Source organism: Sphingorhabdus sp. Alg231-15 (genome assembly GCF_900149705.1).
GTDB lineage: Bacteria > Pseudomonadota > Alphaproteobacteria > Sphingomonadales > Sphingomonadaceae > Parasphingorhabdus.
Map to the genome: position 1 here is coordinate 151,363 of NZ_LT703001.1, position 13,058 is coordinate 164,420.

A 13,058-nucleotide genomic window follows, 5' to 3' on the forward strand; every position below is an offset into this window, starting at 1 on the left:
CGGTTTATTCTGGCATCTTTCTTTTGAGATAGATTACCAAGTCAGTTTCGGCGGTTATCATTCCAATTTCTGAGCTGCACAAACGTCCAAGGTACTGCCAAGACACCAATCGCACCGACCGCTATATATCTGAGGTATCTGAGTCCGCTTTCATATGCACCATGTCCGGTTCCAACGACCGTGGTCAGTGCATCAAGCAGTAAAATCGCCCCGGCGAGGATTGTCATCATCAAAACAAATCTAAACGCCTTGGTAGCGACGGATGCTCCTTTTGGGGTAAAGTCTACGCGATTTGCTTCGATCGGTGCAGCCAGCAAAACTCCAGTGAGAAACCCCAAGACACTGATAAACTCGACTGGCAACTCGGCCACGGGGCGCTGTGTGGCGACGATTGTGATGACCCAAACACTAATACTGACGGCCGCGGTCAGCGCAATTTGTATTGGTGCTCGTATCAGGCGCCATTGGTTCCAGAGCCGGTCTATATGTGATGAAGCCAAAACAGCAATGCCACCACCCAGCAACCAACCAATAAGAATGTCTTCGGCATAATGCACACCCAATATCGGTCTGGACAATCCAATCAAGATTGCAGCCAGGATCAGGGTATATCTCGCAATCCAGCTCTTTGTCCGAAAGACCAAGAATAGATAAAAGGCTGCAGCTGCCATGGCATGGCCCGATGGTGTCGAGAATTCCGCCGCGAGTTCCGCTGCTCGACTGGGTGAGACCGCCCAGTTTTCCATATGGGTTCCATCGGACACGAAAGGTCGTGGATTTTGGATCAAGGTCTTGAGGAGATGGTTGGCAATCATCGCAACAAGAACAACAATGGAGGATTGCACTGCCAAGCGTTTGCCCACCATTGTGTATAGTAAGGCAACAACTATGAGATATCCATTAATCTCGCCCATGAAGGTGATGGCTTGGACTATTTTTGTGGCATACTCACTACGATACTGCGCAATGAAAGTGAGCAGTGACTCATTGAAATTTAAATCAAACATTCGACTCGATATCGCCTTGATCAGCTCTGAGCAAGCAGAGCTTTCAAAGCTTCCATTCGCGACAATAACAGATAGTCCCAATGCCTGACTTGCGTCCAAAGCGGACACCAATATCCTCTCGTCCACCAACCTCGACACCACCCGATTAACTTCATATGATGCTTGCTACCGCACAGATACTGACCGATCTTCCAACTTTACTCTTGCATTTCCCCCAGCATCACTCTAACGGCACGCTCATTCCACATGGAAAGCGCTCATACCGGTGCTGATACCGGCCTTTCAGGTCGTTTGAGGTTCTCAGCTTTCCAGAGGCATAACCGGATAAGGAGAACTATTATGGCGGCCCCTGTCGTCACCCTACAGCAATTGATTGAAGCCGGATCGCATTTCGGCCACCAGACCCACCGCTGGAACCCGAAGATGAAACCTTACATCTTTGGTGCCCGTAACGGTGTCCACATTCTTGACCTTTCGCAGAGCGTGCCTTTGTTCGCTCGCGCGCTTGATTTCATTGCCAATGCGGTGTCGTCTGGCGGCAAGGTTCTTTTCGTTGGCACAAAGCGTCAAGCGCAAGAGCCTATCGCAGAAGCGGCGCGGATGAGCGGACAGCATTTCGTCAACCATCGCTGGCTCGGTGGCATGCTGACCAACTGGAAAACCATTTCCAACTCGATCCGCCGGATGAAGACGCTTGAAGAGCAGCTTTCCGGTGACATGGCTGGCTTCACCAAGAAAGAAGCCCTCCAGATGACGCGTGAGCGTGATAAGCTGGAACTGTCTTTGGGCGGTATCCGTGACATGGGCGGCATTCCGGATGTGATGTTCGTAATCGATGCCAACAAGGAAGAGCTCGCAATTAAGGAAGCCAATGTTCTGGGTATTCCGGTTGTTGCAATCCTTGATTCCAACGTTGACCCCAGCAACATCGCATTCCCGGTTCCCGGCAATGATGATGCGGCGCGCGCTATTCGCCTTTATTGCGAATCCGTCGCTGCTGCTGCAACCAAAGGCGGTCAGGAAGCGGCTGTTGCATCGGGTAAAGATCTGGGTGCGGAAATTGCGCCTCCGGTAGAAGCGATCGTATCAAGCGAAGCCAATGCAAGTGCAATGGCTGCGGGTGAAGCGGCTGCTGTTGCAGAGATGGATGCGGCGCCAGTGGAAGAAGCGCCTGCTGCTGAAGAAGCCAAACCTGCCGAGGAAAAGCCTGCTGAAGAAAAACCAGCAGAAGAAGCAAAAGCTCCTGCAAAAAAACCAGCAGCCAAGAAAGCTCCGGCAAAGAAGGCTGCTGCTAAAAAGGCTCCTGCCAAAAAAGCACCAGCCAAGAAAGCTGCTGCTAAAAAAGACGACGATAAGAAAGCCGACGAAAAGGCCTAAACTTGAAGCGTCTTGGTGCGGTCATATATTGACCGCATAGGAAAATGGCGGGGCGGCATCGGTGCTGCCCCTTCATTTTATTAAAAGCACTACATTCTCACACACGAAATTGAGGAACTAAGAACATGGCTATTACCGCAGCAGCAGTGAAAGAACTGCGTGAGCGCACCGGCGCTGGCATGATGGATTGCAAAAAAGCATTGAACGAAACTAATGGTGACGTGGAAGCAGCAGTCGACCTGTTGCGTACCAAGGGTCTCGCTGCCGCTCAGAAGAAATCAAGCCGTACGGCGGCTGAAGGCCTTGTTGGCGTGGCCGTATCCGGTACCAAAGGCGTGGCTGTTGAAGTGAACAGTGAAACCGACTTTGTTGCCAAGAACGATCAGTTCCAGGGCTTTGTAACTGGCGTGACCGAAGTTGCATTGGGTCTGGGCAGTGATGATGTCGAAGCTTTGGCTGCGGCAGACTATCCCGCTGGCGGTACGGTTCAGGAAACCCTGACCAACAATATTGCGACCATCGGTGAAAATCAGGCGATCCGCCGGATGAAAACCGTTGCAGTAAGCAGCGGCACCGTTGTTCCATATGTCCACAATGCCGTGACCCCAACAATGGGTAAAATCGGTGTGCTGGTTGCTCTCGAAAGCACCGCGGGTGCTGACGTTCTCGAGCCATTGGGCAAGCAGATCGCGATGCACATTGCTGCAGCTTTCCCGTTGGCACTGAACGCTGATGGCCTGGATCAGGACATGCTCGAGCGGGAACGTTCAATCGCAACCGAAAAAGCTGCCGAATCCGGTAAGCCAGCCAATATCGTCGAGAAAATGGTCGACGGTGCGATGGCAAAATTTGCCAAGGAAAACGCATTGCTCAGCCAGATATTCGTCATGGATAACAAGACGCCGATTGCTCAGGTTGTCGAGCAGGCAGGCAAGGATGCTGGCGCTGAGATCAAACTGACTGAATATGTCCGCTTTCAGCTTGGCGAGGGCATCGAGAAGAAAGAGGAAGACTTCGCCGCAGAAGTCGCCGCAACTCTCGGCAGCTAAACAACCAAAATTGCGACCAAATATCAGTTGGGCGCATTAACACTTGGCGCAATGGCGCGGACTATCTATGGTCTGCGCCATTGTCATATTTGGGGCTGAGCAGACGCCGAGGCGTCACAGTTTGTGGGATGGATTTTGCATGAAAAGACCAGCGTTTAAGCGCATTTTGCTGAAGCTTTCGGGTGAAGCCTTGATGGGTTCCGGTGAGTTCGGAATCGACCCGGAAACCGTGAATCGGATCGCTGCCGAAGTGAAGTCAGCAAAAGAAGCCGGTTATGAGCTGTGTCTGGTCGTTGGCGGCGGTAACATATTCCGCGGATTGGCTGCAGCGGCTAAAGGATTTGATCGGACGAGTGCTGACTATATGGGCATGCTCGCAACCGTCATGAATGCGCTTGCGGTGCAAAATGCGCTCGAGCAAATGGGCTGTGACACGCGGGTCTTGTCGGCTATTCCGATGGCCAGCGTTTGTGAGCCCTATATTCGCCGCAAAGCTGTCCGGCATCTTGAAAAAGGACGGATTGTTATATTTGCAGCTGGTACTGGCAATCCGTATTTCACCACAGATACCGCTGCGGCCTTGCGCGCTGCGGAAATGGGTTGCGAGGCGTTGTTCAAAGGCACCAGTGTGGACGGTGTCTATGACGCCGACCCGAAAACAAATCCCGAAGCGGTGCGTTACGAGGCGCTGAGTTTTGATCAGGTTTTGACGGACAACCTGAAAGTGATGGATGCTAGTGCGGTTGCATTATGCCGGGAAAATAACATCCCGATCGTGGTCTTCACGATCCGGGAACAAGGCAATCTGGCGACTGTCCTTGGCGGCGGCGGTACGGCGACCATCGTCGGTGGAACCGAATAGATATTAGGAGAGTGAAGCGATGGCACAATATGATAAAAGCGGCCTAGAAAAGCGGATGAAGGCCTCGCTTGAGGCTTTGAGGCACGATTTGAGCGGTCTACGTACGGGACGAGCGAATACGGCGCTGCTGGATTCGATCACGGTGGAAGTCTACGGAGCAAAAATGCCGCTTAATCAAGTCGCAACGGTGTCTGTTCCAGAGCCGCGGATGCTATCTATTCAGGTCTGGGATAAAGGCAATATCCAACCGGTCGAAAAAGCCGTGCGCTCTGCCGGACTAGGCCTGAATCCGATGATTGATGGGGCCAATATCCGGCTGCCTATTCCTGATCTGACCGAGGAACGCCGCAAGGAGCTGGCCAAGTTAACCGGCCAGTTTGCTGAAAAGGCTCGGATTGCGATCCGCAATGTTCGCCGTGACGGGATGGACGACATCAAGGCCGATGAAAACAAAAAAGAAATCGGTGAGGACGACAAGAAGCGGTTGGAAACAGAGGTTCAAAAGCTAACCGACCAGATGATCGAAGAGGCGGACAAGCTGTCATCCGCCAAGGAACAGGAAATCCTCACACAGTGAGGCTCGCGCCCTCCAAGAAGGGGTCGAGTGATCCGAATGAAGGTGCTGCACAGGTAGCCGACCCGGCCCATGGCGCGCGCCATATAGCGATCATCATGGATGGCAATGGCCGCTGGGCCAAGAAAAAGCACCTGCCGAGAGCATTGGGTCATAAAAAGGGTGTTGAGGCGGTTCGCAACATTGTTCGGGTTGCTGGTGAAATGGGCATTGAAGTGATGACACTCTATGCCTTTTCATCGGAAAACTGGAGCAGGCCTGCCGATGAAGTCTCCGATCTTATGGGATTGCTGCGCCAATATATTCAGTCTGATATTGACGAGTTTGACGAAAACGGTGTCCGTCTGAAGGTTATCGGAAATTACAAAGCTCTGGATAGCGATATAGTCGCATTGATCGACAATGCTCTTGAGCGGACAGCCAAAAATGACCGTATGACCTTGGCGATTGCGCTTAATTATGGTGCACAGGATGAAATGCTGCGTGCCGTTCAGGGTATCGCAGCAGCGGTCAAACAGGGCGAGCTGGAGCCAGACCAGATCAATATCAGCCATATGTCGAGTGCGCTCGACACCGCAGATCTACCACCGCTAGACCTTTTGATCCGTACCTCTGGCGAACTGCGTCTATCCAATTTCTTGCTTTGGCAAGCGGCCTATTCCGAGTTGTATTTCACTGATACATTATGGCCTGATTTCGATAAGCGAGAGCTGCAGCGGGCTTTAAAATCCTTTGGCGACCGGGATCGTCGTTTCGGCGGGCGGTAGACGATGAGCGATCCTGTAAGCCCAGCCAAAAAACCGCCCAATGAACTTGTGACGCGGATCATTGTTGGAGTGGCACTCGTTGCAGTGACCATGACGACCCTCATATTGGGTGACCATTGGATTGGTCGGCATGCTTTCTGGTTGCTGATCGTGCTCATGTCCTTGGGTATCTTGTCTGAATGGGCTGAGTTGACCGGGCGGTTGGAAAACAAACGACTATCTCTCTATGCCTTGTCGGTTCCACTTGCGATTATGTCTTATCTGGCGGCAGGCCCGTCCTTTCTCGCGTTGGGACTAATTCTCGGAGCCGCGATGTTCATCGCAGTATTCGACCGATCGATAAAATTATCGATCGGCATTATTTATGCAGGGTTACCAGCCCTTTCCATTCTCTATCTGAGGGGCGTTGATAACGGCTTGCTGATCGTTTTCTGGACGCTTGCACTCGTTTGGGCAACAGATATCGGTGCTTATTTTTCCGGTCGTGCCATTGGCGGTCCAAAACTGGCGCCAACCTACAGCCCGAACAAGACGTGGGCGGGTTTGATCGGCGGCGTGATCGTCACAGCCTTGTTCAGCTTTGCCTTGCATGCCTATTTTCAATTGCCGTTTCGGTTGGTGTTGTTGAGTATCCCATTGGCTGTGTTGGCCCAGATGGGTGATCTGTTCGAAAGCCAGATGAAACGCAAGGCAGGGGCCAAGGATAGCGGAACGATCTTTCCTGGTCATGGCGGTGTGATGGACCGTCTTGACGGTTTGATCCCTGTAGCGCCGGTTGTGGCCGTCATCACTTTGTTTGGTAACCAATGACCGACCCGGCGACGAGAACGATATCTATTTTTGGGGCTACGGGCTCTGTCGGGACATCCACGCTTGATTTGATCCGGCTGGAGCGTGACAAATATCGCGTGGTAGCGCTAACTGCCAATAGTGATGCGGAAGGTCTTGCAAAGCTCGCCAAAGAGTTTGACGCGCAAGTTGCTGTCATTGCCGATGCCAGTCGATATGAGGTGTTGAATGATCTGCTTGCCGGCACTGGCACCGAGGTCGCCGCTGGACCGGATAAGCTGGTTGATGCTGCCAGCCTCGGGGCTGACTGGACGATGGCCGCTATTGTCGGATGCGCCGGTTTACCGCCGACATTGGCTGCTCTGCAATGTGGAAAAACGGTAGCACTAGCCAATAAAGAAGCACTCGTCTCAGCCGGTGCCCTGATGATGGCAGAGGCGCAGCAGGCGGGAGCGATTTTGCTTCCAGTCGATTCTGAGCACAATGCTATTTTTCAGTGTCTTCAGGGTGGTCGGATCGATCAGGTCCGGAAAATCACACTTACCGCGAGCGGTGGTCCTTTCCGGACATGGTCCAGGGAACAAATGACATCGGTAACGCCAGCGCAGGCGGTGGCGCATCCCAACTGGGATATGGGGGCCAAGATATCCGTCGATAGCGCGACGATGATGAATAAGGGGCTGGAGCTGATCGAAGCGCATCATCTGTTCCCGGTGGGGCTGGAAAATATTGATATATTGGTTCACCCGCAATCGGTCATCCATTCGATGGTTGAATATCATGATTGCTCGACATTGGCCCAATTGGGATCACCGGATATGCGCATTCCGATCGCCAGCGCTCTCGCTTGGCCGGAGCGGATGAAGACTGATTGTTTGCCCTTGGATTTGACGAAAATTGCGACCCTGAATTTTGAAGCACCAGATCATGATCGCTTTCCAGCAATAAAGCTGGCGCGCAATGCGATCGAAGCCGGTGGCGCGGTTCCGGCCATATTAAACGCGGCTAATGAAGTCGCGGTCGCGGGCTTCCTGAATGGTGATGTTCAGTTTCTGGAAATCACGGATATTGTATCGCACATTATTGACAGCTATAGCCCGCCCAATCCTGACAATCTTGCGGATATTTTTGAGATTGATACGAAAACACGAGAACGGGTCTCGGCTATGATTGAGGGTATTAAGGTTTGACAGAAAATCCTGGCATATTGCTGACATTATTCGCTTTTCTGATCACCATTGGTGTGCTCGTTTTTATTCACGAAATGGGCCATTATCTGGTCGGGCGCTGGTGCGGTGTGAAAGCAAATACTTTTGCTATCGGGTTTGGCAAGGAACTTGTCGGCTGGAATGACAAGCATGGAACACGCTGGAAAATCTGTGCGTTGCCGCTGGGCGGCTATGTCCAGTTTGCCGGTGACATGGATCCTGCCAGCACGCCGGGCGATGATTGGCTGGAATTGCCGCCTGAAGAGCGCAATAAGACTTTTCAATCCAAATCACTGCTACAGCGCGCGGCGATCGTGTTTGCTGGCCCTGCAATTAATTTTCTTTTCGCAATACTGATCTTGGCCGGTTTTGCTTTGGCATATGGTGAGAGCGTCACGCCCCCGATTGTCGGAACGGTCGCCGAAAAATCAACAGCTGAGGCTATCGGCCTGAAAAATGGTGACAAGATCATTGAAATTGACGGTGACGAGATCACCCATTTTTCCGATTTGTCGCGAGAAATATCAATCATTCCTGACGAACAGGTTGAGATCAAGTTTGAACGCGATGGAACGGTTATTTCCAAAGAGGCAAAAATCGGTATTCGGATCGAAAAAGACCGGTTTGGCAACGAGTATCGCATTGGTCTACTGGGGATATCACCAGGGAGTCTTGAACGCCGCGATGTTTCTGTCTGGGAAGCGCCCATTGTGGCCACACGCCAGACCGGCGAAATTGTTGACCTGATTGTAACAACTCTCGGTCAGGTGATCAGCGGTCGGCGGTCTGTAACGGAGCTTGGCGGGCCGCTGAAAATCGCTCAGGTTTCTGGCGAGCAATTCGTTGCTGGGCTAAACCAATTCATATTCTTTGTAGCGTTAATCTCAATTAACTTAGGGTTCATCAACCTCCTGCCAATCCCCATGCTCGATGGGGGACATTTAATGTTCTATGCCATAGAGGCGGTGCGGCGAAAGCCTGCTAATCCTATGGTTCAGGAGTGGGCATTTCGGTCGGGTTTCGCGCTTGTTGTGATGTTCATGTTGGTGGTGACGTTTAATGATTTGGCTTCATTTGGACTATTCAGGGCATTCTCGGGCTAGTCGCCCATGGATTGCCCATTGATTGATAGCTCTGGTTGGGGCAGGGGGTTTCGCAAATGCTGATGCATATTTTGCACTGGTTGGTATTTTTGAGTTTTAGGCGTGAAAGCGAGTTTGTCTGTGAAGCATAAAAAACGGCTCCTGCCCATATTGTTGAGTGGTACTATTTTGGCAGGAATTGCGGTGCCTGTGCACGCGCAGGAAGTGCCCGCGGTTCAGCCAGGTCTGACGACCGACAACACCATCAGATCTATTGTTGTGAATGGCTCACAGCGCCTCGAGTCCGGTACAGTCCTCTCCTATATGAAATTGCGAGTTGGCCAAACCTATACGCAGGAATCGGCTGACCAGGCGCTCAAAGACCTGTTCGAGACGGAATTGTTCAAGGATGTCAGCATCCGCAACAATGCCGGCGCTGTGGTCATTGACGTGGTCGAGAATCCAGTGATCAACCGGATTCTGCTAGAAGGCAACAAACGGATCAAGGATGACGCGATCGGCCCCGAGATCCGGCTCGCCCCGCGGCAGATATTCACCCGCTCTAAGGTCCGGGCGGACGTGGCCCGCATTATCGAGCTTTATAAGCGTAAAGGCCGCTTCGCAGCGAGTGTGGAACCCAAAATGGTTCAGCTTGACCAGAACCGTGTCGATATTGTTTTCGAGATTAATGAGGGCCCGAAGTCCAAGGTTCAGCAGATCAATATTATTGGAAACGAGGTTTTCTCCGATGGCAAGCTGCGCGGGGAAATGGCAACGAAGCAAGCACGTTTTTATCGTTTCTTCAGCTCTAGCGATACCTATGATCCAGACCGTCTTGCATTTGACCAACAGAAGTTGCGTCAATTCTACCTGACGGAAGGCTATGCCGACTTTCGTGTGATTTCTGCCGTAGCCGAGCTGACGCCCGACAAGAAGGACTTCATCATCACCTATGTGGTTGAAGAAGGCGATCGTTATAAGTTTGGCGATGTGACGGTTGAAAGCGAAATTCGTGACTTCACACCCGCGACATTGACGCCGCTCTTGCCGATGAAAGAAGGCGACTTTTATGACGCCAAACAAGTCGAGGACACGGTAGAGAGCCTGTCTGAGACAGCTGGCCTATTTGGATACGCATTTGCGGATGTCCGTCCCGAATTTAATCGGGACAAAGAAACGTTGACCATGGGTATTGTCTTCAAGGTGGCCGAAAGTGATCGGGTCTATGTTGAGCGCATTGATATTAATGGCAATACTCTGACCGTCGACAAGGTGGTCCGCCGTGAATTCCGCTTGAACGAAGGCGATGCGTTTAACAGTTTCCAGGTCAAGCGCTCCGCCAACCGAATCAAGTCGCTTGGCTTTTTTCAGGACGAGCTTGAGATTGAACAAAAACAAGGCAGCGCGCCCGATCGGATTATACTGGAAGCCAATGTCGAAGAACGCGCGACTGGTGAACTGCAACTTTCGGCAGGTTTCTCCAGTGTCGAGAATTTCATTCTGCAGGCGTCTGTCCGGCAGCGCAACTTCCGCGGTAAAGGTCAAGAGCTTCGTGCAAGCGTCAGCTATTCCAGCTTTTCGCAGTCGATTGAGCTTGGTTTTACAGAGCCCTATTTGTTTGACCGGAATGTTGCCGTCGGAGTGGATCTTTTCCGCCGAGACCTAAACAGCTTTAACTTTGTTGGCAGTGACCGCGAGACCACTTTTGAGCAACTTACAACAGGTTTTCAGGTTCGTGCAGGTGTGCCTATCACGGAATATTTGTCCGCATCACTACGCTATGGCTTGAGCTTTGACGACGTTACGCTGGACAGAGATTTGTTCTTCACGGACTTTAACAGCGACAATATCCGCGGAAATAGTCCCGAAGATACATGTGATCCTTTGGTTGCCGGTCGTTTCCTTTGCGATGCTCTGGGCGAGCGGACAACATCATCAATCGGTGCGTCGTTGATATATGATGACCGTGACAGCCGGGTTCGGCCGACACGCGGACAGACTATTGTCGGTAGCCTGGATTTTGCCGGTCTCGGCGGTAGCGTCAAATATCTCAAAGGGCGGTTTAACGCTGCGAAATATTGGCGGCCCTTCGGGCAGTTCATCTTCTCGATAAGCGGTGAAGCGGGCTATATCCATCCGCTTGAAGATCGTGGCAGCGCTGCTGACGGAATCGATGATGTTCGGTTGACGGACCGTTTCTTCCTCGGCGAACCACAAATTCGCGGCTTCGACATCCGCGGTGTCGGTCCCCGTGTTATCCGTAACTTCACAACACCGGCACTGGATGAAAACGGCATTCCGTTTAATCAGATTGTAGAGAACGAAAATGGACAGCGGACGGATGACGCTATCGGTGGTCGCGCTTATTATCTCGCTCGCGCTGAGCTCGAAATTCCGCTCGGTTCTGGCGCACGCGAACTGGGTTTGAGGCCGTCGATATTTGTCGACGCCGGTGCAGTCTTCAAAGTCACCACTCCAATTTTGCAAAATCCGCAATCCTTCGGGACCGTGCCGGTTAGAGATGCAACCGGTGCTGTTGTTACAACGACGGATCCTGATACTGGAGTTGTCAGCACTGTTACAGCGACCGGACCTCTCTTTCTTAGTACGTCTGATACTGGTGCCGTTGTTCAAGTTGTGGATGCTGTTGCAGCAGATGGCAGCGCAAATACGGTGGCGACAAGCTTCACCGAACGATTCTTTGGCGATACCGCCAGTCCTCGTCTTTCCGTTGGCATCGGTGTCAACTGGAACTCACCATTCGGTCCGTTTAGGATCGATGTAGCGCGCGCTCTGTTAAAAGAGCCTGGTGATGATACCAAGCTATTCACTTTCAATGTAGGAACACAATTCTAATGACATTTTCAACCAAGACCGTTTTGAAATCGGCCGCTCTGGCCATCGCGACCTTGTCGGTGCCGGCAATGGTGGCATCACCAGCAGCAGCCCAGTCCAGAACCTCTATCGCCGTTGCCAATTATGAAGCAGCTGTTGTCCGTTCGCAAGCATACCGTACCGCTGTAGAGCAGATGAAAACGACCTATAAGGCAGATATTGATGCAACCAATGCTCGTGCAACAGCACTGCAGACGGAATTGAAGCCATTGGTTGATGCTTATAATGCTGCAGTTCAACAACCGGGCGCAACGGCACAAACCGTTCAGCCACAGGCGCAAGCGTTGCAAACAAAACGTCAATCCGGTCAGCAGGAACTAGCCCGGCTCCAGCAGCGGGTTACATTGGCAACAGCCTATGTCGAAGAGCAGGTTGGTCTGAAACTCAACGACGCGATCAAAGCGGCTATGAAAGCGAAAAATGTCGATCTGGTGCTGCAGCCACAGGCCGTGGTTGCACGTGAGCCTTATGTCGACATGACAGAGTCGATTGTGGCAGAACTCAACAAGCTGGTGCCTTCCGCTTCGATTACTCCGCCAGCTGGCTGGAAACCAGGCCAGGCGCAACAGCAGGCCCAGCAACCGGCTGCAACGCAACAGCCTTCTGGCCGGTAATCAGCCAAAATGACTGAACCACTGGACTATGATGTCACCAAGGTGATGGCGGTGTTGCCGCACCGCTATCCCATGTTGCTGGTCGACCGTGTGGAAGAATTGGTCAAGGATGAATCCATTCGTGCGGTGAAAGCCGTGACGATGAACGAAGGATTTTTCCAGGGCCATTTCCCCGGCCGACCCATCATGCCAGGCGTCATGATTGTTGAAGCATTGGCGCAAGCTGCGGGTGTGCTGGCAATGGAGAGCTTTGGTCTGGTTGGATCAGGCAAGCTTGTCTATTTTATGGCCATTGACGGCGCAAAATTCCGTAATCCGGTTGAGCCTGGCTGTTTGCTGTCACTCAATGTGGAATTTGTGCAGAAGCGTCCGCGGGTTTGCAAATTTTCCGGACAAGCAATGATCGGTGACAAACTGGCTGCTGAGGCTAATTTTACGGCAATGATTGCGGATCCACCAGCCGCGTAAAAATTGCAAAAGAATCTTGCGCTTTCGAGTTGCGGCGGTTAATGCGCCGCTTCTCATAATATTATTCGCTTAGGGTTCTGGTCGGAAACCAGCCCGCTATGGAGCAGAAAATGAAAAAAGATACGCATCCCGACTATCACATGATCAAGGTCCAGATGACCGATGGCACTGTGTTCGAAACCCGCTCCACCTGGGGTAAAGAGGGCGAGACACTGCAATTGGATATCGATCCGACATCGCATCCGGCATGGACTGGCGGCAATCAGCGCTTGATGGATGCTGGCGGCCAGGTTGCACGCTTTAACAAGCGTTTCGGCGGTCTTTCACTCAAGAAAAACTAAGCTGTGTTTGCAGAGGTTTAACGCC

12 protein-coding genes and 1 pseudogene are annotated in these 13,058 nt (G+C 52.0%); 12 read left to right on the plus strand and 1 reads right to left on the minus strand.

The genetic code is table 11. The features are described 5' to 3' along the window. Positions 1-41: 41 nt before the first annotated feature. Complete coding sequence (locus DG177_RS00695) at positions 42-1,007, minus strand: phosphatase PAP2 family protein (RefSeq protein WP_337658375.1); 966 nt, start codon at positions 1,005-1,007, stop codon at positions 42-44. A 339-nt stretch (positions 1,008-1,346) separates the two neighbouring features. Here DG177_RS00695 and rpsB point away from each other — a divergent pair. The 12 genes and pseudogenes from rpsB to rpmE form a co-directional block, all read left to right on the plus strand. Then, positions 1,347-2,093 (plus strand): annotated as a pseudogene (gene rpsB, locus DG177_RS00700) (30S ribosomal protein S2); the annotation flags it as partial. 416 nt (positions 2,094-2,509) lie between these two features. Then, the gene (gene tsf, locus DG177_RS00705; RefSeq protein ID WP_108809734.1) at positions 2,510-3,433 is read left to right on the plus strand and encodes a translation elongation factor Ts; all 924 of its coding nucleotides are present in this window, start codon (positions 2,510-2,512) and stop codon (positions 3,431-3,433) included. A gap of 139 nt (positions 3,434-3,572) precedes the next feature. Continuing rightward, positions 3,573-4,295, plus strand: a complete 723-nt coding sequence (gene pyrH / locus DG177_RS00710) for a UMP kinase (protein ID WP_108812695.1) — start codon at positions 3,573-3,575, stop codon at positions 4,293-4,295. Between the two features lie 19 nt (positions 4,296-4,314). Next, positions 4,315-4,872, plus strand: coding sequence for a ribosome recycling factor (gene frr, locus DG177_RS00715; protein WP_108809735.1), 558 nt, complete (start codon positions 4,315-4,317; stop codon positions 4,870-4,872). 95 nt (positions 4,873-4,967) lie between these two features. Beyond that, positions 4,968-5,636 (plus strand): polyprenyl diphosphate synthase, encoded by a 669-nt coding sequence (gene uppS / locus DG177_RS00720; protein WP_443216427.1) that lies wholly within the window; start codon positions 4,968-4,970, stop codon positions 5,634-5,636. Positions 5,637-5,639: 3 nt separating this feature from the next. Next, positions 5,640-6,446, plus strand: coding sequence for a phosphatidate cytidylyltransferase (locus DG177_RS00725; protein WP_108809737.1), 807 nt, complete (start codon positions 5,640-5,642; stop codon positions 6,444-6,446). Next, positions 6,443-7,615: a 1-deoxy-D-xylulose-5-phosphate reductoisomerase gene (locus tag DG177_RS00730; protein WP_108809738.1), complete on the plus strand. Its 1,173-nt coding sequence runs from the start codon at positions 6,443-6,445 to the stop codon at positions 7,613-7,615. The genes DG177_RS00725 and DG177_RS00730 overlap by 4 nt, the downstream gene beginning before the upstream one ends. Continuing rightward, a complete protein-coding gene (rseP, locus tag DG177_RS00735) occupies positions 7,612-8,736 on the plus strand; it encodes an RIP metalloprotease RseP (RefSeq protein WP_108809739.1) in 1,125 nt (374 codons plus the stop codon). Before DG177_RS00730 ends, rseP begins: the two co-directional genes overlap by 4 nt. Before the next feature lie 102 nt (positions 8,737-8,838). Beyond that, positions 8,839-11,571, plus strand: a complete 2,733-nt coding sequence (gene bamA / locus DG177_RS00740) for an outer membrane protein assembly factor BamA (protein ID WP_108809740.1) — start codon at positions 8,839-8,841, stop codon at positions 11,569-11,571. After that, complete coding sequence (locus DG177_RS00745; protein WP_108809741.1) at positions 11,571-12,224, plus strand: OmpH family outer membrane protein; 654 nt, start codon at positions 11,571-11,573, stop codon at positions 12,222-12,224. Before bamA ends, DG177_RS00745 begins: the two co-directional genes overlap by 1 nt. A 9-nt stretch (positions 12,225-12,233) precedes the next feature. Continuing rightward, positions 12,234-12,692, plus strand: a complete 459-nt coding sequence (fabZ, locus tag DG177_RS00750) for a 3-hydroxyacyl-ACP dehydratase FabZ (RefSeq protein WP_108809742.1) — start codon at positions 12,234-12,236, stop codon at positions 12,690-12,692. Between the two features lie 110 nt (positions 12,693-12,802). Next, entirely contained in the window at positions 12,803-13,033 is a 231-nt protein-coding gene (gene rpmE, locus DG177_RS00755; RefSeq protein ID WP_108812696.1) for a 50S ribosomal protein L31, read from the plus strand. Positions 13,034-13,058 lie beyond the last annotated feature (25 nt).